Raw genomic sequence first — 21154 nt, forward strand, 5'->3', positions numbered from 1 at the left:
CTAGCCCCTAGCGGACACCGGCAAACCGTTGTCCATACCCCGGGAACAACTAATTCTGGAAGGGTGAAGACTGCGAAGCTGTGCTGGGGCCAGCGATACATGTGGCTGAGATTCCACCAGCTGCCCCCCGGCCACCGACACGAGACGCACGTCGTGCTCAGGCTGGGTGTCTACGAGGGCGTCACCGTGGCCAACTGCCGGGCCACGCTCACGTACCTGGCCCGCCGGCACGAGGCGCTGCGCACGACCTTCCACCTCGACGGCGACGGCGACCCCTATCAGAGGGTCCACCCCCCTGGCCCGGTGCCCGCGACCGAGGTGACGACCGAGCGGGACGGCACCCCGTCGCCCGCCGAGGTGATCGAGGAGCTGTCCACCCGCCCCTTCGACCTGGAGAACGAGTGGCCGATCCGCCTCTGCGTGATCACCACCGGCGGCGCGCCCAAGCAGATGGTCGTGGTCCTCAACCACCTGGCCGTCGACGTCTGGACGATCGAAGCGCTCAAGCGCGAGCTGCGGATGCAGCGCGCCGCCCACGCCGACCGCCGCCCCGCCGCCCTGAAGCCGGTCCGGCACCAGCCGGTCGACCTGGCCCGCTACGAGGCGTCGGCGGAAGCCGCCGTCACCGCCGCCCGCGCGGTCGCCCACTGGGAGAACGAGATCGCCCAGCTCCCCTATGACCTGTTCGCGGCCAGGCGCGGCCGCCCCTCCGACCCCGTCGCCCGCCACGCGACGCTCATCTCCCCCGCGCTGCTCGCCGTCTCCCGCGAGCTGGCCGCCCGGCATCAGGTGTTCCCCTCGCTGATCCACCTGACCGCCTACACCGCGATGATGGCCGCCTACACCGGCAGCGAGACCGTCGGCCACCTGTCGTTCGTGGGCAACCGCGACGCCCACCCCTACGGCGACGTGCTCACCTGCATGTTCTCCCCGACGCTGGTGCGGGTGGACTGCTCGGGCGACCCGGCCTTCGGCGACCTGCTCGCCCGCGTCTCGGCCGCCTTCGCCACCGCACGGGAACACGCCTACCTCCCCTACGACGAGGTGGTCGAGCTGCTGTCCCGCGAAGGCTCACGCCGCGCCCATCCGGTACGGCTGGCCACCGAGTTCAACTTCATCAAGCAGGCCGCCCGCGAGTACAAGGGCGCCAGGACCGCGTTCACCTCGAACCCGGTGCCCGAGTCGTGGGCGCGCACCGGCACTGACACCTACGTCCGCGTGGACGAGTGGCGCGACGCCGTGGCCGTGTCCCTGCACGCGGCCTCGGCGGTCATGGACGGCACCGCCGTGGAGCGGTTCCTGCGCGGCTTCGCCGCCTTCGTCCTCGCCGGCCTGGACAACGCGTCACTCGGCGACGCCGCCCGCCTGGCGGGTTTCGCGCCTCCGGACGGCCTGGCGGCGCCGCCGTACCTCGACGCCGGGGACGCCGACCCTGCGGCGGAACAGGATCTCGCGGAGATCGTCCGGCAGGTGAACGGCCTTTCCGAGGTGGATCTCGCGCGCAGCTACACGCTCGCGGGCGGCCGCGCCCTGCGCATCCCGCGCGTGCTGGCGGACCTCGGCGCCCAGGGCTGGACGGGCCTCGACGTCTGCCGGCTCGCAAGCCCCACGCCGCTCCGGGCGCTGGCCCGACGGCTCGTTTCCCTTTCCACGCACGACCGGAACAGACTCGGAGTGGTCACATCATGAGCGTTTCCAAGAGCCACGAGCTGGTGGCTTCCGAGCAGGAGCTCCTCGAGGTCGTCAACCGCGAGCTGGCCGGCGCCGGTCCGGGCGGCGATCTGGTCATCATGGGCGGCCACTTCATGCTCTTCGAGAACGAGGAGGGCAGGCTGGTCTCCGGCATCATCGAGGAGCAGGACTCCGAGGTGATGCGCCGCCGCATCGCCGGGCGGGTCGGCATCTTCCCGCTCTACACCTGGCGGATGTCGGTGGACCTGCTGCGGGAGCACCCGGAGGCGCGCCTGCTGCTGCTCGTCAACGACTGGCAGTACGTCCCCCAGAACGGCCGCCCGGCCGGTGAGCTGCGCGCCGAATACTACGACGGCTTCACCCAGTTGCCCTCCTCCTACGAGAAGGAGCTGCGCAGCGCCGGCCTGTCCCCCGACAGCATGCTGGCGAGCAGGAAGCACCCGCTGGCCTTCCCCGAGACCTGGCTGAAGTACCGCTTCCAGAAGACCGCCGCCAAGCTCGTCAAGCAGGGCCGCCTGGAGAAGAGGTACCTGGAGTCGAGCGAGAGCAAGCCCGAGGTCTCCTTCCTCGACGAGAACGGCAACTACCGCACGCTGATGAGCTGCGGCATCACCGGCTGCGCCGGCGAGATGACGGAGATGGTGGCCGAGGTGTACAACGCCGGCTACCGCAGGCTGCTGGTCTTCGCCCCCGGCGAGTGCCTGAACCCGGTCGAGACCGGCGTCGACATCGCGCTCAGCCTGTACGGCCTGCCGGGCATGACCGTGATCATCACCGACCCCGGCGGCAGCGGCGAGATGTCGGCCGAGGAGATCTTCGGCGGGCTCGTCACGGTGTGCACCATCAGGAGCTGATGGCATGAACATCATCTACCTGGACAACTGCGCGACCACCCGCGTGGACGAGGAAGTACTCGACGCGATGCTGCCCCACCTGCGCGAGGACTTCGGCAACCCGTCCTCGCCGCACGTCCTGGGCAAGCGCGCCCGCCGGGCCGTGGACCTGGCCGCGGTCTCGGTGGCCGAGCTGCTGGGCGCCGACCCGGGCGCCGTCGTGTTCACCTCCGGCGCGACCGAGAGCAACAACATCGCGTTGCTCGGCCTGTTCGGGCACGAGGACCGGGCGCCGGCCAACGCGGTCTTCTGCCCCACCGACCACAAGTCCTCCCTGTCGATCGGCGCCGCGCTGGCCGCCCGCGGCGTCGAGACCAGGTCGATGGCGGTGCGCCACGACGGCCAGGCCGACCTGGCCGACCTGCGCGGCAAGCTCGACGCCCACACCCGCGTGGCGACCGCCGCGTGGGTCAACAGCGAGCTCGGCACGATCCAGCCGATCGCCCAGATGGCCGCGCTCTGCCACGAGGCCGGCGCGCTGCTGCACGTGGACGGCGCGCAGGCGGCCGGGCGCATCCCGATCGACGTGGAGGGCGAGGGCATCGACACCCTGTCCATCTCCGCGCACAAGATCCACGGCCCGAAGGGCGTGGGCGCGCTGTTCGCCCGCCGTGACGTGCGCCGCCGGTTGCGTCCGATCATGTACGGCGGCGGCCAGCACGAACTGCGCAGCGGCACGATACCCACCCACCTGGTCGTCGGCCTGGGCGCCGCCTGCCGTATCGCCCAGAAGCGGCTCAACGACAACTGGGCGGCCGTCACCCGCCTGCGCGAGGTGGCGCTGGGCGTGCTGTCGGCCCGGGTGCCGGGCTTCCGGTTCAACGGCGACCCGAACGTCGCGGTGCCGCACGTGCTGAACGTGGTGCTGCCCGGCGTGCGGGGCGAGAGCCTGGTCTCGGGCCTGCGCAGGGTGGCGTTGTCCACCGGGTCGGCGTGCAACTCCGACTCGCAGGAGCCCTCGTACGTGCTCACCTCGATCGGCGTCGGCGCCGAGGACGCCAACAGCTCGGTGCGCATCTGCCTGAGCCCGCACCTGTCCGAGGAGGACCTGGTGACCGGGCTGGAGCTGGTGTGCGAGCGCGCCAGGGGCCTGGCCGAGGTCGTCGCCGGGGCGTCGGGACACTACGCGTGACGGAAGGGGCCGGTTGCCCGGCCCCTTCCGGAAGGACGGCTAGTGGGCGAGGAACTTCTTGGCGGCCTGCACCCCGGCCTGGAAGCGGCTGGTGGCGTCGAGGTCGCGCATCAGGGTCGCGATGTGCCGGCGGCAGCTGCGCACGGACATGCCGAGCTTCCTGGCCACGACCTCGTCGGTGTAGCCCTTGGCCATGAGCGCGGCGATGGACTGCTGGAGGTCGTCGGCGACGTCGGCGTAACCGGCCTCGATGCCCTCCAGCGGGGTGGCGCTCTCCCAGAGGTGGTTGAACAGGTCCAGGAAGAACTGGGCCACGCCCTGGTTCTGCACGCGGGCCACGTTCGTCTCGCCGTCGCTGACGCCGAAGAGCACCACCAGCGTGCGGTCGAAGACGATCGCCGAGCGCGGGATGTGGCTGACGGTGTAGACCGTCGCGCCGGCCTCGGTCAGCCGCTTCATCTTCATCCGTGTGGCCAGGTCGGCGCGGTTGCGGTGCTGGCAGATGATCCGCACCGAGATGCCCCGCCCGAGCAGCGCCAGATAGACCTCGGCCAGCTCGTCCCCGTCGATCCCGCTGGACTGCAGCACGAGGACCTCGTCGCGGCAGGCGTCACCGGCCATCTTCAGGAAGCCGCGCACCTCCATGCCGCCCACCAGGTAGTCGATGGAGCCGCCCGGCGCCGGGCCGTCGCCGTGACCGGCGTAGTCCTGGCGGAAGACGTCGATCCGCTCCTTGATCTGGTCGATCAGCTCACGCCGCTGGTAGATCTCCCGCTCCACGAAGGAGACGAGCGTGGCGGCGGCGACCTCCGGGTCCACCGGCAGGAACCGCCGGCCCCGCCCGTCGCCCGGCCGCAGCAGGCGGCTGTCGACGAGCTGGTCCACCGCCTCCCGCATCTCACGCATGCCGATGCCCAGGTCGGCCGCCGCCACGTCCACGGCCTCGATCGCCCCCTTCCGCGCCGCATAGCGGTACACCGCCGCCACGTGCTCCCCGTCGACCGGAGCCCGTCCCGTGAAGAACGCACTCGTCGTCATGACCTACCTCCCCTGTTCCGCGAACTGCTCGGCCACCGAGATCACGTACTGGCCGTACGCGGACTTCTCCAGTGCGACGCCGAGCCGGTGGCATGCCTCGGCGTCGATGTAGCCCATACGCAGGGCGATCTCCTCCAGACAGGCGATCCGCACCCCCTGCCGCTGTTCGAGGAGCTGGACGTACTGGGATGCCTGCAGCAGGGACTCCGGCGTCCCGGCGTCCAGCCATGCGAAGCCGCGGCCCAGATTGACCAGTTCGGCCTTGCCGCGCTTCAGGTAGTCGAGATTGACGTCGGTGATCTCCAGCTCGCCCCGCGCGGAGGGCGCGAGGTTCTTGGCGATGTCGACCACGTCGTTGTCGTAGAGGTACAGGCCCACGACCGCGTGATTGGACTTCGGTACGGCCGGCTTCTCCTCCAGGGAGAGCAGGCGGCCGTCCCTGTCGGTCTCGGCGATGCCGTACCGGTGCGGGTCGCTGACCGGGTAGCCGAACAGCACGCAGCCGTCCACGTCGTGGCAGGCTTCGCGCAGCACGCCCTGGAAGTCGTAGCCGTGGAAGACGTTGTCGCCGAGGATCAGCGCGACGCCGTCGTCGCCGATGTGCTCGGCGCCGAGGATGAACGCCTCGGCGATGCCGTTGGGCTCGGGCTGCTCGGTGTAGCCGAGGCGCAGGCCGAGCTGGGAGCCGTCGCCCAGCAGGCGGCGGATCTGCGGCAGGTCCTCCGGGGTGGAGATGATCAGGATGTCGCGGATGCCGGCGAGCATGAGGACCGACATCGGGAAGTAGATGAGCGGCTTGTCGTTGACCGGCAGAAGCTGCTTGGAAACGGCCAGCGTCGTGGGCAGCAGCCGGGTGCCGCGCCCGCCGGCGAGGAGTATCCCCTTCATCGTGGTCCGCCTTTCGCTCGCCATCAGGTGCCCGCTCTCGTTCTCCGGCTGAACAGGACGAGCGCGGTACCCATCAGCGCCGCGGCCATCGCGGCCAGCACCAGCAGCTCCCGCAGCACCGCGGCTATCCCCGTGCCCGGCCGCGACAGCGCCAGCAGCGCGTCCAGGCCCCAGGCGTGCGGGAACAGGTGCCCGATCGCGTTCAACGTCTCGCCCGCCGCCTCGCGCGGCCACAGGCAGCCGCCCAGCATGCCCAGCACCACGCCCAGCGACGGCCCGATCGCCGGCGCCTGGTCCGGATTGTTCAGCAGCGTGCCGACCAGGATCGCCGCCGCCGTCGCCACCAGCGCGAACAGGCCCACCACCGCGGCCACGCCCAGCGGGTCGCCCCACCGCACGCCGAAGGCCAGCGAACTGACCACCACGATGAGCACCGCCTGCGCGATCGCCACCGCGAACCGGCTCAGCGCCTCGCCCATGAGCACCATGCCCCGCTTCACCGGCGCGGTCAGCGCCCGCTGGAGCATGCCCAGGCGGCGGCTCTCCACCATCGCGGCCGCCACGGCCATCGAGTTGATGAAGGTGAACAGCAGCAGGTTGGCCGGGGCGGTGTAGGCGAAGCCACGCGGTTCGCCGCCGGGTGAGTCCCTGTCCACGACCGTGACGCCGCCGATCTCCGCGCGGGCCTGCCGTACCAGCCGGCCGGCCTCGGCTTCCGAGGCGCCCGCGGACCGTGCGGCGGCGGTGGCGGCGAGGACCCCCGACACCCGTCCGGCCGCCACCTCGATCGCGGCGCGCGCGGCCACGCCGCTGCCGTTGTTCTCGGTCGCCACCAGGTCGAGGCGCGGGCTGCCGGGGGTGATCACCAGCCCGGCGGCCAGCGAGCCCTCCCTGACAGCCGACTCCAGCCCCGCCTTGTCGCCGACCGGCGTGACCTCCAGGTCGGGGTGGGCGCGCAGCCCGGCCAGCAGCGCCGCCGTGACCGCGTCGCCGCCGGGCGCGACCACGCCCACGCGCAGCTTGTCGCCCATGCTGCCGCCGCCCAGCGCCAGGCCGACGAAGATGATCGAGATGAACGGCATGATCGCCATGAAGAACATGCCGGTCCGGTCGCGGGTGTGGCGGCGCAGATTGGCCAGCACCAGCGCCAGCACGGGCCGGGGCCTCATCCGAGCAGTCCCTTCTTGAGTCCGGCGGCGGCCAGGCCGCCCGCGGTCAGCGCGATCGCGCACAGGACGCCGATCGGCACCAGCACCTCGGCCAGGCCCCCGCCGGAGCCGGCCAGGTCGATGAGCGCGAACGAGGTCCAGCCGTTGGGCGTGAACAACGCCACGAACTGCAGCGGCTCGGGCAGGTTCGGGATCGGCACCAGGCTGCCGCCGAAGAACGCGGCCACGAACGAGACCACCATGATCACACCGTCGGCCTGGGCGTCGGTCTGGACCCGGCTGGCGACCAGCATCATGATCGCCGCGGCGGCCAGCACGTGCGCGCACAACACCGCGAACACGGCCACCGGGTCGCCCCAGGTCGTGCCGAAGATCAGCGCGGAGGAGGCCCAGGTGACGCAGACACAGAAGAGGGCGAGCGCGAAACCCACGATCGCCTTCCCCGCCACCGGCACCCACGGGGCCAGCGGACCGGCCCGCATCCGGTTGAGCGTGCCCAGTTTGCGCTCGGTCAGCAGGCTGCGGAAGGAGGCGCCGACCACGAAGAACGCGAACAGCGCCGCCATGCCGGAGCCGTGGTAGACCGCCAGGTCCACCTTGCCCCCCGACATGGGATCGGCGACCACGGTGAGCGCCGCGGGGCTCGTGCTCTCGGTACGGCCGGCCGGGTCGGCGGTTTGCGGGGAGTTAACCGGTTTGGCGGAGGCGGGATCGGGGTTGGCGGGGTTGGCGGAGGCGGAGGCGGAGTCGGGGGTGGCGGGGTTGGGGGTGGCGGGGTTGGGATGGGCTGCCAGGGTGGTCGTGCGTTCGGTCAGGGCGCCCGATTCCACCATGACCGCGATCCGGTCCGCCAGCGACCGGGTGACGATGCCGGCCAGCGGCGACTCGGGCGTGGTGAGCACGGTGACCGCGCCCCTGCCGCCCCGCTCGACCGTCCGGCTGAACCCGGGCCCGAAGACGATCGCCGCCCCGATCTCGCCCCCGTCCACGGCCTGCCGGGCGGCCTGCTCGCTGGGCAGGTCCCGGAGGGTGAGCGCGCCCTTGAACTGCTCGGCCGCGGCGATCTCGCGCCGTACCTCGGCGGGGAAACGCCCGCGGTCGAGGTCCACGACGCCCACGGTGGCCCGCAGCGGCGGGTCGTCCCCGCCCAGCGCGAGGCCGAACAGCGTGGCCAGCGTCACCGGCACGAGCACCGCGATGACCAGCGCCGTGCCGTCGCGCAGCCGCGTGCGCAGCTCCAGGGCGCTCACGGTCAACAGGGGTCTCAGCATGGTCAGTCCCTGAGCGTGCTGCCGGTGAGGTGCAGGAAGGTCGCCTCGAGGTCGGGTTCGATGACCTCGGTGGCGGTGACGGTGGCGTAGCCCTCCACGGCGGTGATGAGCGCGGGCAGCAGGTACCTGCCGCCCTCGGCGATCAGGCGCACGGAGTGCTCGCCGGTCCTGGCCGCCTCGATCACGCCCTCGACCGTGCGCAGCTTGGCGAGGGCGGCGTCCACGTCGCCGTCGAGGACCAGCTCGATCTTGTCGGCGCTGCCGACCATGGCGACGAGTTCCTGCCGGGTGCCCTCGGCGACGATGCGTCCGTGGTCGATGATGGCCACGCGGTCGCAGACGCGCTCGACCTCCTCCATGTAGTGGGAGGTGTACAGCAGCGCCATGCCGTCGGCGACCAGGTGCTCGACGCCGTCGAGGATGGCCTTGCGGCTCTGCGGGTCCACGCCGACGGTGGGCTCGTCGAGGATGAGGATCTCGGGGCGGTGCAGGAGGGCGGCGCCGATGTTGATGCGCCGCTTCATGCCGCCGGAGTAGGTGTCGAGCTTGCCGTCGGCGCGGTCGGTGAGGCCGACCAGCTCCAGCACCTCGTCGATGCGGACGGCGAGCCGCCTGCGCGGCAGGCCGAACAACCGGCCGAAGAAGCGCAGGTTCTCCCGGCCGGTCAGCTCGGGGTAGAGGGCGATCTCCTGCGGGACGTAACCGATCTTGGCCTTGGCGCGCAGCGGCTCGGCGCCGAGGTCGACGCCGCCGACGCGCACGCTGCCGGAGTCCGGCCGCAGCAGGCCGACCAGCATGGAGATGGTCGTGGTCTTGCCGGCGCCGTTCGGGCCGAGCAGCCCGTACGCCTGGCCGGGCTCGATGGAGAAGCCGACTTCGCGCACCGCGACGACGTCGCCGTAGCGCTTGCTCAGCCCGGTGCAGGACAGGGTCGCGCTCACGGGTTCCACCCCTTCGCGTCCACGGGGTCGCCCTTGTCGGCGCGGTTGCCCCAGATGGTCTGGCGGTCCAGGTCACAGCCGAACTGGAAGTCGAGCGGGCCGTTGCCGGTGACCTGGTTCCACAGGATGTGGTTGTCCAGGGCGTCGTCGCCGCCCCAGTCCTTGGAGGATCCGATGGTGAAGGCGGCGCCCATGACCGACTCCCCGCTCGGATGGTTGTCGTGGATGCGGTTGTCCACGACGCTCACCCGGTGGGTGCCGATCAGCGCCAGGCCGACGCCGGAGATCGGCGGCCCGGCGGCGCCCAGGCCGTCGGGCTGGACGCCGGAGGCCAGCGTGTTGGCGAACACCTGGTTGCCCGCCACCAGGCAGTCGCGCACGCCGCCCTCGGGCTCGCCCTCGTAGACCTGGTTGAGCAGCATGACGCCGATCGCGTTGTGGCGGCAGGCGTTGCGCAGCACCCTGGCCTGGGAGGAGTTGTCGACGAAGATGCCGAAGGCGTTGCGGAAGACCTCGTTGCCGGTGATCTCGCCGCGCGCGCCGGGACAGAAGCTGAGCGCGATGCCGCCGTACTGGGCGCCCGACGCGCGGCACTCCACGACCTCGCAGCCGCTCGACTCGCGCAGGTAGACACCCCAGACGGCGTTGTCGACGGCCTCCACCTCGCGGACCGATACGCCGGAGACGGTGTGGGCGTAGATTCCGGCGCCGGTGAAGCCGCGCACGGTCAGCCCCGAGATCCGCACGCCGGTGACGCCGCAGGCGCTGATGCCGCTGACCACCCCGGCGTCGGCGTCGTGCAGCTTGGGAATGTCGGGCAGCACGTCGCCGCCCGGCACGAGGACCGTCTTGCCGCGGCCGGCGCCGCGCAGGCAGACGTCGTCGTGCCTGATCCAGACGGTCTCCTCGTAGACGCCCTCCTCCAGGACGATCCGCGCTCCGGGGCCGGCCTCGTCGAGCGCGCGCTGGATGGACTGGCCGGGCTTGACCGCGTACATCACGGGTTCCCCTTCCTTCGGACGAAGACGATCGCGAGGGAGACGAACAGGCCGGAGCCGTGCCCCCACCGGGCGGCGCCGGACACCAGGCCCTCGTGCGGCGGCAGCCGTACCAGAGCGGCTTTTCTGCTGGCGCCGCTGACGGTGAAGACCGCGCGGCCGGGCAGCGCGAGGCCGGTGGAGGTGATCAGTTCGGCGGCCGCCTCGTCGAGCAGGCGACCGGCCCAGCCGGAGGGCGCATCGCCGGTCTCCTGGAAGTCGTGCCAGGTGAAGCCGGGTGGACGCCCGCCGACGGCCTTGATGAAGCTTTCCTTGACCGAGAACGTCGGCCCGCCGCCGCCCATGACGCGGTCGAACGTCTCGCCTCCGCGCTCGGCGGCCTTGGCGAGCCGGTCCGCGGCGACGATGTCGACCCCCAGGAGGACGGCGGGCGTGCTCACGCCAGTGCCCCCGCGCACCGGCCGACGAAGCCCTCGAGCGCCTCGGTGTACTCCGCGGCGCACTCGATCATGGGGATGTGGCCGCTGTCCTCGACGAGGACGATCTCGGCAGGGTATTCGGGCAGGACCGCCAGCCACGGGCCGACGGGCGTCATGCGGTCGTGGCGGCCCCAGATGTAGATCGACGGGCAGGTGACCCGGTCCAGGGCCCGCCTGACCTGGTAGGTGCGGGTGGCCTTGAGGCTGCGGGCCATGCTGACCATCGACTCCGGCTGCTGGAGCATGGTCCCGACCTCGTCCATGCGCTCCCGGGAGAAGGCGCGGGCGCGGTCGTGGAAGAGGGCGGCCAGCATGCGGTCGCCGAACTCCTCGCCGAACGGCCGGATGCTGCCGCGCCGGTCGAAGCTCAGGCCGACGTCGGGGTCGGGAGTGAGGCCGGGGGCGCCGCTGACCACGATGCCGCGCACCCGCTCCGGGTAACGCCCGGCCAGGTCCACGGCGACCAGGCCGCCCAGCGAGTTGGCGCAGACGATCACGTCGCCGACGCCCGCCTCGTCGCAGGAGGCCAGGAACGAGTCGCCGAGGCGCTCGATGGACCCGGCCACCCGGCGATCGATCGCGCAGATGGCCTCGTTGGTGCGCAGCACCGGCCAGCCGCGCTCTTCCAGGCGGCGGTAGGGGTGCTCCCAGATCCAGCCGCCGGCGAACAACGCGGACATGAAGACGACGGCCGGCCTGCTCCCGCCGTCCAGCCGGTGTTCGGTCGTGAAGTCGGTCATGGGGGCTCCGTTCAGAGTAAGGAGGCGTCATCGGGGAGCCATCCGCAGCCGCAGGCCGTACCCGTGCCGACCGGCACGACCGACGCGCAGCCCGGGCAGCGGGCGTACTCCCGCGACTTGGCGGGCAGCCAGATGCTGGTGTGGACACGGGTGCACAGGCCGCTCCTGAAGAAGCGGCGCATGGCCCGCTGGTGCGGCCGGGCGTGCACGGCGCGAACCGATTCGGGCGTGTCGAAGGCGCTCAGCGTGTACTTGCGGTTGCCGACGTCGACGGTGGTGACGCCGAGGAAGCCGCGCGAGGCGCGCAGCGACTTGACGATCTCCACGCTGAGCAGGTCCACGTCGGCCGCCTCCGCGGCGTCGCGGATCTCCAGCCAGGTCAGGGAGAAGGCGCCCGGCCGGTCCGTGCGCCCGCTCGAGGTCCGCGCGCTGGTGCCGAACTCCCGCACGTCATCGGCCTCCGGCACGAACCTGGCCGCGTACCCGAGCGCCTCGGCGAGGGCCAGCCGGTCGAAGGTGCGCCGCACGTGCCCGCCGGCGGTCACCAGGTCGGTGCCCGTGACGCGGGCGGTGCCGCCGGTGGCGGGCATGCCCAGGTAGGCCGCGCGGTGGTCGGCGGTCAGCGTCCAGGAGACGGTGACCGCGTCCGCGTCGCCGGTCACGGCCTCGACCTCGAAGCGCAGGTTCTTGAAGCTGTCCATGAGGGCGGCGGCGTAGGCGGCCAGCTCCGGGCCGCACAGCACCCCGCCCGATCCCGGGTCCTCGTAGCCGCTGACCGAGGCGACCGTCTCGGGGTCCTCGCGCCGCCAGGCGTCCAGGTGCTCCTCGGCGATCTTCCTGGCGTCCATGTCAGTCGTCCTCCGGGAGCCGTGCGGCCGAGACCGCGACGGCCAGGGCGTGACCGTCGGTGTGGCTGAGCGAGATGCGGATCCGCTCCCCCGACCGCGCCCGCGCCCGCAGCGATCCGCTCAGCTGTACGGCCGGCGGATGCCCGTCCAGGCAGGCCGTCGACTTCCGGCAGGCGGGCGTGGGCCGGGGCAGCACCTCGACCTGGCCCAGGAGCTCGGCGGTGGGCGGCATGTCCAGCAGCCGCAGGACGGCGTACTTGCCCGCCAGCCGCCCCGCCCAGTGCTGCAGGGTGCGCCCGGCGCTCGACCTGAGCCGTTCCGCCGGGGTGTAGACGGCGTCCACCGCCATCTGCCCGAGCAGTTCCTGTGGCCTGGACAGGTCGCCGAAGCGGATCAGGGCGCTGCCCCAGCGGTTCACGCGGCCACCTCCCTGGCCAGGCGGCGCAGGGTGCCGGGCTCGGCCATGCTGAGGCAGCGGGCGCCGGAGCGGCGGGAGAGCCCGGCCAGCACCTTGCTGTCGCCGACCTCGACGCTCGGTCCCATGGCGTCGACGACGGCCACGGTGCGGGTCCACAGGACGCGGCCGGTGAGCTGGGCGATGAGGGCCCGGCGGATGGCGACGAGGTCGAGCGTGGGCTCGGCGGTGACGTTGGGGACGACCGGTACCCGGGGCGGCGTCATCAGCGCGGCCTCGACCGCCTCGGTCCAGGCGGGGACGGCCGGTTCCATGAGCGGCGAGTGGAAGGCGTTGCCGACGGCCAGCTCCACGATCTTGCTGGCCGAGGTGGCGAGCTTGGCCAGCCGGTCCAGCGCGCCGATGTGGCCGGAGACCACCACGTGGCCGGGCGCGTTCTCCAGCCCGACCACCAGCGGCTCGTCGGGGGCCGTGGCCCACATGGCCATCTCCTCGACCTGCGCGACCTCCAGCCCCATGATCGCGTGCATGCCGCCGACCACGTCGATCTGCGCCATCAGCCGGGCCCTGAGCTCGACCAGCCGGGCGACCTCGGCCAGGTCGAGGACGCCCGCGGCGTACAGGGCGCTCAGCTCGCCCACGCTGTGCCCGGCGACCACGTGCGGCTCGTACCCCTCGTCGGCCAGGACGGCGTGCGTGGCCAGGTTGCAGGCGGTCACCGCGATCTGGGCGTGCTCGGTGGAGACCAGCCGGTCCAGCGGCCCGCGCGTGCAGATGGGCGAGATCGGCCGGGACAGCCGCTCGTCGAACGCGTCGAGCACGTTCCTGGCCACCGGGTTGCGGCGCAACCAGGCGCCCATGCCGACGCGGACCGTGCCCTGCCCGGGGAAGAGGTAGCCGACCATGGTGTGCTCCTTACAGGCGGCGCCGGGGCCGCCGCTCCGGCTCGGCGGGCTGCTCGGTGCCGAGGAAGCCGAGCAGCAGCTTGCTGACGGTCTCCGGGGCGTCGAGCGGGATGTAGTGGCCGGCGTCCTCGACCCGCTCGTACCGCCACGGGCCCTTGACGAACTTGCCGGAGTTGGCCATGCCCTCCTCCAGCAGCGCCTTGTCACCGGTGGACCAGATGCCGAGGGTCGGGGCGTACACCGGCGGGAAGGGCCGCTGGTGGCGTAACTCGGCCTCGGGCGAGCGGTTGGCGCGGTACCAGTTGAGCCCGGCGGTCAGCGCGCCCGGCCTGGCCATGTCGCGCAGATGCCGGTCGTAGTCGCCCTCGCGGCCCATGATCTCTTTCCACAGCCGCCAGCCGTTGCGCTTGAGCAGTTCCTCGGCCGCGGGCGACTGGTAGAAGAGCATGTACCAGGAGGCCGCGCGCTGCTCCAGCGTCGGGTAGGAGAAGACGCCCGGGTGCCCGACGGACAGCACGGCGAGGTGGTCGATGCGCCGCGGCATCAGGAACGCGTACATCCAGGCGATCGCCGCGCCCCAGTCGTGCCCGACCACGTGCGGCTTCTTGATGCCGAGCTGGATGGTCATGGCGACGATGTCGTTGACGATCGTCTGCATGGTGTATGCCTCGATCTGCTGCGGCTTGCTGGAGTCGCCGAAGCCGCGCAGGTCGGGCGCGATCACCCGGAAGCCGCCCTCCGCCAGGGCCGGGATCTGGTGCCGCCACAGGTAGGAGGAGTCGGGAAAGCCGTGCAGGAGGATGACGACGGGCCCCTCGCCCTCGTCCACGTACGCGAGGTCCACGTCGTTGACGTGGATGAACTTCTTCTCGGTCATGCCGACTCCCTGAACAACCGCTCGGCGAAGAACTCGCTGAAACCGAACTCGGGGACTTCCTCGGGGGCGACCATGTTGAGCAACCCGGTCACCTGGGCGGCGAAGTTCTTCGCCATCAACTTGCGGACCCTGCGCCGCCGCTCGACGGCGGCCGGTCCGAACTCCACGTGCAGCCTGCTGATGATCTGGGCGCCGAAGTCCAGGCGCGACAGGCGGAACTCGCGCTCCTTGACGTACGGCTCGAAGACCGGCGGCGACCAGTCGTCACCCTCCAGGAGGATGTCGCAGACGGTCCTGGCGTCCCGCATCGCGCACGACAGGCCGGTGCCGAGCACGGTGTCGGCGTTGCCCGCCTCGTCGCCGATGAGCACCACGCCCTCGGTCAACGGCGGGCCCTCGGGCACGCTGGAGACCGACGGCCACACCGACAGCGGGCCCGCCTGCCGGGACTCCACGACGGCGCGGCCCCGGTCGGGCAGGCACTCCAGCTCGAAGGCGCCGAGGAAGCGGTCCATGGCGCCCGGGCCGCGGTACTTGCGGCTGTCCTTGACGCCGAAGTTGAGATACAGGCGGGCCTTGCCGTACCCCTGGGGGAAGACCATGAACATGACGTCGCCCTCGGTGCCCATCGCCTGGACGTCGGCCGGCCAGTCGTCGAGCCCCTCGATCATCACGCCGCCGCCCCAGTGGTGCATGTGGTTGCGCATGGTGATGCCGACCTGGCGGCCGACCGTGCAGCCGCGGCCGGTGGCGCCGAGCACGAGCTTGGGCCGGATCTCCTCGCGGGCGCCTTCGGGCGTCAGGTAGCTGACCGAGGGCCGCCTGCCCGCCTTCACCTCGATCTTGGCGGCGTTCATGATCAGTGTGGCGCCGCTGTCCACGGCCTGGGCGGCCATCAGCTCGCACACCTGGTGGTGCGGGAAGGAGTACGGCCCGCCGATGCCCGGGATGAACCGGGTCATGTCCACCGCTTCCACCTCGTGCGGGTCGACCGCCTCGTCCCAGGTCATCCACTCCCGGATCTCCCAGGCGCCACCCGCGCCGAAACAGTCGTACACGCCCAGCCGCTGCGCCTCGCGAATGCCCCAGGGGGCCAGCCACTCGCCGCGGACCAGGTCGTTGTATGACTCCTGCTTCTCCAGCAGCACGACCGAGAGCCCTCCGGCGGCCAGCTTGCACGCCGCCGACGCTCCCGCGATGCCGCCGCCAACGATCACGACGTCGGTCACGACTCCCACCTCTCCCAATACGTGCGTTCCTTGGCGCTGACGCGATCCGCCGGGCGGAAGTCGGTGCCCACCGTGTAGGCGACCGGGATCAGGCACACCTGCGTGACTCCGGAGGGGATGCCGAGCAACTCGCCGACCGGGCGCTCGTGGGCCACGTGCAGGCAGGTGATCGTGCTGCCCAGTCCCCTGCTGCGCAGCGCGAGCTGGAAGGACCAGATGGCGGGGAAGATCGACCCGTAGAAGATGCTGGCCCGCATGGAGCCGTGGGTGGAGCGGTGACCCGGGTCGTCGTCCTCCTTGGTCGCCATCCGCCTGCGCCAGGCTTCGTCGATGGCCGCGATGTCCGGCGGCCGGCCCAGGACGCACGGGATCACCAGGATGGGCACTCGCGCGATGGCCTCGGCGAGCGCCTGCGCGGACTGGTAGTTCCTGCGCGCCTGCCGGTCGTTGCGCCGCCGGCCGGCGTTCGTCCACATGTCCATGCGGTGGAACTGCCACGACAGCGTGGTCAGCTCGCCGATCTTCGCCTTGACGGCGTCGTCGGTGATCACCAGCCAGCGCCAGTTCTGGGTGTTGTTGGCCGTGGGCGCCTGGACGGCCACCTCCAGCGACTCCTCCACCACCTCGCGCGGCACCGGCCGCTCGAGGTCGAGGCGCCGCCGTACCGACCGGGTGGTGGTCAGCAGGCGGTCGGTCTCGGCCACGTCGAACGGCAGGCCGGCCATGATCTCCACCGGGGCGGTCATGCCGCCCCCAGCAGTACGGCGCCGCGCACCGAACCCGGCGCCGCGGAGAGCACCAGCGCCCGCGCGACCGGCCCGGCCGGCTCATGCCCCGAGGGACCCCGGGCGGGTGTGATGCCGTCGCGGACGGCCAGGGCGCCCAGCGCCAGGTTGAGGGCTCCGGACGCCGCCTGGCAGTCGCCCGCCAGCCAGGCGCCGGTGGTCAGCGTGGTCCCGGGCAACGCCGCGAACACCATCTCGGCCTCGGCCCCGCCGCCGGTGCCGACGACGAGCGCGGGCTCCTCGCCGTCCAGGGGGTAGCGCAGGGGCCCGGGAGTGTGGCCGCTGCCCAGGATCTTCGCGTACGGCGTGCCGTCCCGCCCGGCGCAGTGCTCGGCGGACTCGACCACGAAGGCCACCGCCCCCGACCCCTGCACCGGCTCACCGGGCGGCCGGGCCGTACCCTGAGGGGCTTCGTCGGCGGCGACCACGAGCACGACCTCGGCCTTGCCCGCCCGGATCATCTCCACCGCGCAGTCCAGCGCGATCGAGGCGGAGGCGGCGCCGTGGCAGATCGTGGTGGTCGGCCCGCGCAGCCCGAGGGTCTGGCAGACGGCTCCGCCGGTGGCGTTGAGCACCACGTTGGAGAAGCTCAGCACGGCCGGTTTGTTGGGGTTGACGGCGATGCTGTCGTCGAAGCCGCCGGTGCTCTCGGCCGAGCCCGCGCCGGTCGCGAAGACCAGGCCGACGTCGTCGAGGGCCTTCCTCGGAAGCTTCAGGCCCGAGTCCTCCCAGGCCAGCCGGGAGGCGGCGATCGCCATGCGGGAGAGCTGGTTCATGTGCCGCCAGAGCGAGCGCGGGGCGAACGTGCGGCCCTCCAGCGTCGGCGCCCCGCCCGGCGCCGTGCGCCCGGCCACGATGGCGGCGCTGAGCTCGGCGATCCCGGTCGCGACACCCAGGGCGGGGCCGAGGCCGGTGATGACCGTCTCGCGGCGCGGGAACTCCTCGTGCTCGCGTGGCGGCTTCGGCGTGGTCAGCACCAGCGAGACGTTGTTGCCGCCGAAGGCGTAGTTGTTGGAGACGACGGTATCGATGGGCATCCGCCTGGGCCGGTTCGGCACGAAGTCCAGGTCGCCCGGCTCGGCGTCGTCGTCGAAGCCGATCGTGGGCGGGGCGATGCCGTGCCGGAGCGCCAGCACGGCGGCGACGGCCTCCACGGCGCCGGCGGCGCCGAGCGTGTGGCCGACGAACGACTTGATGCTGCTGGTCGGCACCTGTCCCGCGCGTTCGCCGAAGACGACCCGCATGACCTTGGCCTCCATGGCGTCGTTGGCCGGAGTGCCGGTGCCGTGCCCGCTGACGTAGCTGACGTCGCCGGTGGTCAGGCCCGCGTCGGCGAGGGCCCGCCGGACGGCGCTGGCGCCGCCGCGGCCGGTGGGGTCGGGGGCGGTCGCGTGGTAGGCGTCGGCCGACAACCCGTAGCCCGCCACCTCGGCCAGCGGTTCGGCGCCCCTGGCCAGCGCCAGGTCCAGCGGCTCCAGCAGCAGGAACGCCGCGCCCTCGCCCAGGTTGAGGCCGTCGGAGTGACTGTACGGCCGGCAGGGCCCGATGCTGAGCGCCTGGAGGCCGGCGAAGCCCGCGTAGGTGCCGAACAGGAGCGGGTCCACGCCGCCGGCCAGGACGACGTCGGCCTCGCCGGTGAGGATCTTGTCCTTGGCGAGGCCGACGGCGTTGCCGCCGGCCGCGCACGCGGTGGAGACCAGGATGCGGGGGCCGCCCAGGCCGAGGCGCTCGGCGACCACGTCCTGGGTGCGATGCATGGGCTGGTAGCGCCCGGCCGCGTCCGGGGTGGCCTGGCACTTGCCGAGGATGATCCCGAAACGGTCGGGGTCGAACCGGGTCAGCCCCGCGGCCTCGACCGCCTGCCTGGCCGCGACGAGCGCCAGCTGGGCGGTGCGGTCCAGGTCGGCGTCGGAGCCGGGGAGCTGACTGGTGATCCACTCGTCCGGGACCTGGCCGGCGTACCTGGCCTCGAACACCGCGTACGCCTCGTCCGCGACCGGGGTGAGACCGCCCCGGCCGTCGAGAAGCCGCTGCCAGAACTCGGCCGGGTCGCGCCCGGCGGCGCAGATGATCCCCAGACCGGTGACGACGATGGGCCGCAGCGCCATTGTCTTCTCTCCCCTTCAGATGATCGGGATGCTCCAGCTCTTGGGCACGATGTACGGGCTGGTGAGCGTGGTGACCGCGGCGCCGCCGACGGTGAACTCCAGCCCGGCGGCGGCCAGGTCGGCGTCCACGCGGGCCAGGCCGAGCGTGGTGCCGAGGCCCACGCTGTACACCGCGTGCACGACCGTCCCGACGTCCTCACCGGCCGCGAATACCCGGGTGCCCGGCGCCGGGACGCCCTCGCCGCCGGCGAAGCCGACCGTGCGGCGCCCGCCGCCGGCCTCGAAGGCCGCCTGGACCGCGTCCTTGCCGACGAACGCGTCCTTGGTGACGTCGACCAGCCAGTTGGCGCCGATCTCGATCACGGTCGCGCCCTCGGTGACCTCGCAGCGCGGGATCGGCTGGCGGACCTCCAGCATGGCCAGCTCCAGCGCGTCCTGGCCGGCGGCGCCGGCGTGCTCCAGCGACTGGGTCCACAGCTGGCCCGCGGCCTCCTTGGGCACGATCATCTGGTAGCCGTACTCGCCGGTGAAGCCGGTGCGGGCGAAGACGATGTCGGCGTCGTTCCAGGTGGTGTCCACGACCGACTCGAACGGCAGCGAGGCCAGTTCGCCGTCGATCAGGCGGCCGACCACGCCCCAGGCGTAGGGGCCCTCCAGGCCGAGAACCGTCAGGTCGTCGCGCTCGGTGATCTCCACGCCCTCGTCGTTGCAGGCGCGCAGGTGCTCCAGCAGCCGCGTGCCGGCGCCGGCGGAGCTCTCCAGCAGGATGCCGTCCTCCCGGCCGAAGGCCAGGACCTGGTCGACGACCTGCCCGGACTCGTCCAGGACCAGGCTCATCATGCAGCGCTCGGAGGTGAGGTACTCCACGTCGCGGGCCAGCACCCGCTGGGCGAAGTCCACGGCGGCCGCGCCAGAGACCTCGATCAGCAGATGGGCGCTCAGGTCGAGGACGGCCGCGCGCTCCCTGAGCACCTTGTACTCGGCGGACAGCGCGTCGGGGGCGGAGGAGAAACGCCGCGGGACGGAAGCGTCGCCCACGTCGCCGTAGACGGTGTCCTCCGGATGCAGGGTCGCGAGGACGCTAGCCATTCTTCACACCTTTCGGATCGGCGATCGTGAGGATTCCTTCTGCGGCCATCTGGCCGTCGACCCGGGCCGAGACCTTGTACTCGGCGAAGCCCCGGCCGCCCGCGGTCCGCTCGGCGCTCAGCACGAGCTGGTCGCCGGGGACGACCGGGCGCCGGAAGCGCATCGACCTGACCCCGGCCAGGTAGCTGATCTCGCTCGCCCCGGCCAGGGCGAAGACGACGCCGGCGAGCTGGGCCAGCGACTCGATGATCACGATGCCGGGCAGCACCGCCTCGTTCGGGAAGTGGCCCTGGAACCACAGCTCGGTCCCGGCCACGTTCTTGACCGCGCTGCCCTTGACGCCCGGCTCCACCCGGGTGACCCGGTCGAGCAGGAGCATGGGCCAGCGGTGCGGCAGGACGGCGCGGATCTGGTCGTGGCCGAGCCCGGTCAGGACCGGCGGCTGCGCCGTACTCGCCGTGGGGGCGGCGATCGTGGCGGAGGCGCCCGCCGTACTCGTCGTGGTGGTCATGACGCGCGCAGGGCCGGGTTGACCTCGTCGGCCAGGCGGGAGACCGAGCCGAAGACCGCCATCTCGCTGTCGTAGAGCGCCACGCCGAACTCGGCCTCGATGGCCACGTAGAGCTCGAGCACGTCGAGGCTGTCGAGCTCCAGGCCGCGGCCGAACAACGGCTGGTCGTCGGTGATCCAGTCGGGCTCGATCTCCAGGTCGAGCCGGGAGACGATCATCTTCTTGATCTGGGTGCAGGTCTGCTGGCGCTCGGCGGCCTTCGCGCGAAGCTCGTCGATGGTCATCTGTCCTCCTAGTGGTGACCGGGTCAGCCGAGGCCGCCGCCGTGGGCGACGATCACGGAGCCGGAGATGTACGACGCCTTGTCCGAGGCGAGGAAGCTGACGATCGCGGCGATCTCCTCCGGGCGGCCCATGCGGCCCAGGCGGATGCGCGACTCGTACTGCTTCCTGATGTCCGTGGGCACCTTGCGGGTCATGTCGGTGGCCACGAAGCCGGGGGCGACCACGTTGGCCCTGATCCCGTGCGGCGCGGCCTCGTTCGACAGGGCCGAGGTGAAGGCGATGATCGCGCCCTTCGAGGCCACGTAGTTGGTCTGGCCGGGGAAGCCGCCGTCGAGCCCGCTCGTGGAGGAGATCGTCACGATCGAGCCGCGCTTCTGGTTCTGCATGAGGCGAAGCGCCTCGCGGCAGGCCAGGAAGGTGCCGACGACGTTGACGTCGAGCGGGGTGCGGAACTGCTCCTGGCTCATGGTGATCAGGTAGCGGTCGAGGGTGAGGCCGGCGCTGGTCACCAGCACGTCGAGGCGACCGTGATCGGCGCGGATGCCGCGGAACATCTGCCGCACGGCCTCCTCGTCGGCGACGTCGGCCTGGACGGCCTCGGCGCTGCCGCCGGTTTCCTGGATGAGCGCCACGACGTCTTTGGCGTCACGCTCCGACCTGGCGTAGTTGACGATGACGTGGGCGCCTTCCCTGGCCAGGTCGAGCGCGACCGCCCGGCCGATTCCGCGCGAGCCGCCCGTCACCAGGGCCACCGAGCCTTCGGCAAAGAGCATCTTCGTTCTCCAGGAATTCGACTGCTCATTTTCTGGATCTTCACCACACAAGTTACTAAAGGGCGATATCACGCCTGTATCATCCATGT

22 protein-coding genes are annotated in these 21154 nt (G+C 71.9%); 3 read left to right on the plus strand and 19 right to left on the minus strand.

The annotated features are described in order from the left end of the window. Positions 1-63: 63 nt before the first annotated feature. Genes FVE25_RS35775 through FVE25_RS35785 form a run of 3 tightly spaced genes read left to right on the plus strand, consistent with a single transcriptional unit; the run spans position 64 to position 3717 of the window. Complete coding sequence (locus FVE25_RS35775; RefSeq protein WP_157251731.1) at positions 64-1689, plus strand: condensation domain-containing protein; 1626 nt, start codon at positions 64-66, stop codon at positions 1687-1689. Further along, a complete protein-coding gene (locus FVE25_RS35780) occupies positions 1686-2546 on the plus strand; it encodes an LPD16 domain-containing protein (protein WP_157251733.1) in 861 nt (286 codons plus the stop codon). The genes FVE25_RS35775 and FVE25_RS35780 overlap by 4 nt, the downstream gene beginning before the upstream one ends. A gap of 4 nt (positions 2547-2550) precedes the next feature. Next, positions 2551-3717 carry a cysteine desulfurase family protein gene (locus tag FVE25_RS35785; protein WP_157251735.1) on the plus strand — a complete coding sequence of 389 codons (1167 nt, stop codon included), beginning with the start codon at positions 2551-2553 and terminating at the stop codon, positions 3715-3717. 39 nt (positions 3718-3756) lie between these two features. Here the strand turns inward: FVE25_RS35785 and FVE25_RS35790 are convergent, their stop codons facing one another. Genes FVE25_RS35790 through fabG form a run of 19 tightly spaced genes read right to left on the minus strand, consistent with a single transcriptional unit; the run spans position 3757 to position 21065 of the window. Continuing rightward, a complete protein-coding gene (locus FVE25_RS35790; protein WP_157251737.1) occupies positions 3757-4755 on the minus strand; it encodes a hypothetical protein in 999 nt (332 codons plus the stop codon). Positions 4756-4758: 3 nt separating this feature from the next. Next, positions 4759-5643 (minus strand): glucose-1-phosphate thymidylyltransferase RfbA, encoded by an 885-nt coding sequence (rfbA, locus tag FVE25_RS35795; protein WP_157251739.1) that lies wholly within the window; start codon positions 5641-5643, stop codon positions 4759-4761. 23 nt (positions 5644-5666) lie between these two features. Then, a complete protein-coding gene (locus tag FVE25_RS35800; protein WP_157251741.1) occupies positions 5667-6812 on the minus strand; it encodes an ABC transporter permease in 1146 nt (381 codons plus the stop codon). Then, positions 6809-8083, minus strand: coding sequence for an ABC transporter permease (locus FVE25_RS35805; RefSeq protein ID WP_181019821.1), 1275 nt, complete (start codon positions 8081-8083; stop codon positions 6809-6811). Before FVE25_RS35805 ends, FVE25_RS35800 begins: the two co-directional genes overlap by 4 nt. A gap of 2 nt (positions 8084-8085) precedes the next feature. Further along, positions 8086-9024 carry an ABC transporter ATP-binding protein gene (locus tag FVE25_RS35810; protein WP_157251743.1) on the minus strand — a complete coding sequence of 313 codons (939 nt, stop codon included), beginning with the start codon at positions 9022-9024 and terminating at the stop codon, positions 8086-8088. Further along, positions 9021-10022, minus strand: a complete 1002-nt coding sequence (locus FVE25_RS35815; protein ID WP_157252040.1) for a right-handed parallel beta-helix repeat-containing protein — start codon at positions 10020-10022, stop codon at positions 9021-9023. The genes FVE25_RS35810 and FVE25_RS35815 overlap by 4 nt, the downstream gene beginning before the upstream one ends. Further along, positions 10022-10462, minus strand: coding sequence for a holo-ACP synthase (locus FVE25_RS35820; protein ID WP_157251745.1), 441 nt, complete (start codon positions 10460-10462; stop codon positions 10022-10024). Before FVE25_RS35820 ends, FVE25_RS35815 begins: the two co-directional genes overlap by 1 nt. Further along, positions 10459-11241, minus strand: coding sequence for an alpha/beta fold hydrolase (locus FVE25_RS35825; protein WP_157251747.1), 783 nt, complete (start codon positions 11239-11241; stop codon positions 10459-10461). The genes FVE25_RS35820 and FVE25_RS35825 overlap by 4 nt, the downstream gene beginning before the upstream one ends. A gap of 11 nt (positions 11242-11252) precedes the next feature. Then, positions 11253-12089, minus strand: coding sequence for an ester cyclase (locus FVE25_RS35830; RefSeq protein ID WP_157251749.1), 837 nt, complete (start codon positions 12087-12089; stop codon positions 11253-11255). Between the two features lies 1 nt (position 12090). Continuing rightward, positions 12091-12507, minus strand: a complete 417-nt coding sequence (locus FVE25_RS35835) for a holo-ACP synthase (RefSeq protein WP_157251751.1) — start codon at positions 12505-12507, stop codon at positions 12091-12093. Next, the gene (locus FVE25_RS35840; RefSeq protein WP_157251753.1) at positions 12504-13409 is read right to left on the minus strand and encodes an ACP S-malonyltransferase; all 906 of its coding nucleotides are present in this window, start codon (positions 13407-13409) and stop codon (positions 12504-12506) included. Before FVE25_RS35840 ends, FVE25_RS35835 begins: the two co-directional genes overlap by 4 nt. A 10-nt stretch (positions 13410-13419) precedes the next feature. Next, on the minus strand, positions 13420-14286 hold the full coding sequence (locus tag FVE25_RS35845; RefSeq protein WP_157251755.1) for an alpha/beta fold hydrolase: 867 nt from the start codon (positions 14284-14286) through the stop codon (positions 13420-13422). Beyond that, on the minus strand, positions 14283-15515 hold the full coding sequence (locus FVE25_RS35850) for an NAD(P)/FAD-dependent oxidoreductase (RefSeq protein WP_246267932.1): 1233 nt from the start codon (positions 15513-15515) through the stop codon (positions 14283-14285). The genes FVE25_RS35845 and FVE25_RS35850 overlap by 4 nt, the downstream gene beginning before the upstream one ends. Then, positions 15512-16261, minus strand: a complete 750-nt coding sequence (locus FVE25_RS35855) for a nitroreductase family protein (protein ID WP_219825782.1) — start codon at positions 16259-16261, stop codon at positions 15512-15514. The genes FVE25_RS35850 and FVE25_RS35855 overlap by 4 nt, the downstream gene beginning before the upstream one ends. Further along, on the minus strand, positions 16258-18408 hold the full coding sequence (locus tag FVE25_RS35860; protein WP_157251759.1) for a beta-ketoacyl-[acyl-carrier-protein] synthase family protein: 2151 nt from the start codon (positions 18406-18408) through the stop codon (positions 16258-16260). The genes FVE25_RS35855 and FVE25_RS35860 overlap by 4 nt, the downstream gene beginning before the upstream one ends. Before the next feature lie 15 nt (positions 18409-18423). Further along, entirely contained in the window at positions 18424-19497 is a 1074-nt protein-coding gene (locus FVE25_RS35865) for a glycine cleavage T C-terminal barrel domain-containing protein (protein ID WP_157251760.1), read from the minus strand. After that, entirely contained in the window at positions 19490-20008 is a 519-nt protein-coding gene (gene fabZ, locus FVE25_RS35870) for a 3-hydroxyacyl-ACP dehydratase FabZ (RefSeq protein WP_157251762.1), read from the minus strand. Before fabZ ends, FVE25_RS35865 begins: the two co-directional genes overlap by 8 nt. Then, positions 20005-20292, minus strand: coding sequence for an acyl carrier protein (locus FVE25_RS35875; RefSeq protein WP_157251764.1), 288 nt, complete (start codon positions 20290-20292; stop codon positions 20005-20007). Before FVE25_RS35875 ends, fabZ begins: the two co-directional genes overlap by 4 nt. Positions 20293-20315: 23 nt before the next feature. Then, the gene (gene fabG, locus FVE25_RS35880) at positions 20316-21065 is read right to left on the minus strand and encodes a 3-oxoacyl-ACP reductase FabG (protein WP_157251766.1); all 750 of its coding nucleotides are present in this window, start codon (positions 21063-21065) and stop codon (positions 20316-20318) included. Between the last annotated feature and the right edge of the window lie 89 nt (positions 21066-21154).

It is taken from the genome of Nonomuraea typhae, from assembly GCF_009760925.1.
Lineage (GTDB): Bacteria > Actinomycetota > Actinomycetes > Streptosporangiales > Streptosporangiaceae > Nonomuraea > Nonomuraea typhae.

Bases quoted from the DNA above. Each gene is read 5' to 3' on its own strand.
- FVE25_RS35780 (WP_157251733.1), top strand. From the start codon at position 1,686: ATGAGCGTTTCCAAGAGCCACGAGCTGGTGGCTTCCGAGCAGGAGCTC.
- FVE25_RS35785 (WP_157251735.1), top strand. From the start codon at position 2,551: ATGAACATCATCTACCTGGACAACTGCGCGACCACCCGCGTGGACGAG.
- FVE25_RS35790 (WP_157251737.1), bottom strand. From the start codon at position 4,755: ATGACGACGAGTGCGTTCTTCACGGGACGGGCTCCGGTCGACGGGGAG.
- rfbA (WP_157251739.1), bottom strand. From the start codon at position 5,643: ATGAAGGGGATACTCCTCGCCGGCGGGCGCGGCACCCGGCTGCTGCCC.
- FVE25_RS35800 (WP_157251741.1), bottom strand. From the start codon at position 6,812: ATGAGGCCCCGGCCCGTGCTGGCGCTGGTGCTGGCCAATCTGCGCCGC.
- FVE25_RS35805 (WP_181019821.1), bottom strand. From the start codon at position 8,083: ATGCTGAGACCCCTGTTGACCGTGAGCGCCCTGGAGCTGCGCACGCGG.
- FVE25_RS35815 (WP_157252040.1), bottom strand. From the start codon at position 10,022: ATGTACGCGGTCAAGCCCGGCCAGTCCATCCAGCGCGCGCTCGACGAG.
- FVE25_RS35825 (WP_157251747.1), bottom strand. From the start codon at position 11,241: ATGACCGACTTCACGACCGAACACCGGCTGGACGGCGGGAGCAGGCCG.
- FVE25_RS35830 (WP_157251749.1), bottom strand. From the start codon at position 12,089: ATGGACGCCAGGAAGATCGCCGAGGAGCACCTGGACGCCTGGCGGCGC.
- FVE25_RS35840 (WP_157251753.1), bottom strand. From the start codon at position 13,409: ATGGTCGGCTACCTCTTCCCCGGGCAGGGCACGGTCCGCGTCGGCATG.
- FVE25_RS35845 (WP_157251755.1), bottom strand. From the start codon at position 14,286: ATGACCGAGAAGAAGTTCATCCACGTCAACGACGTGGACCTCGCGTAC.
- FVE25_RS35855 (WP_219825782.1), bottom strand. From the start codon at position 16,261: ATGACCGCCCCGGTGGAGATCATGGCCGGCCTGCCGTTCGACGTGGCC.
- FVE25_RS35860 (WP_157251759.1), bottom strand. From the start codon at position 18,408: ATGGCGCTGCGGCCCATCGTCGTCACCGGTCTGGGGATCATCTGCGCC.
- FVE25_RS35865 (WP_157251760.1), bottom strand. From the start codon at position 19,497: ATGGCTAGCGTCCTCGCGACCCTGCATCCGGAGGACACCGTCTACGGC.
- fabZ (WP_157251762.1), bottom strand. From the start codon at position 20,008: ATGACCACCACGACGAGTACGGCGGGCGCCTCCGCCACGATCGCCGCC.
- FVE25_RS35875 (WP_157251764.1), bottom strand. From the start codon at position 20,292: ATGACCATCGACGAGCTTCGCGCGAAGGCCGCCGAGCGCCAGCAGACC.
- fabG (WP_157251766.1), bottom strand. From the start codon at position 21,065: ATGCTCTTTGCCGAAGGCTCGGTGGCCCTGGTGACGGGCGGCTCGCGC.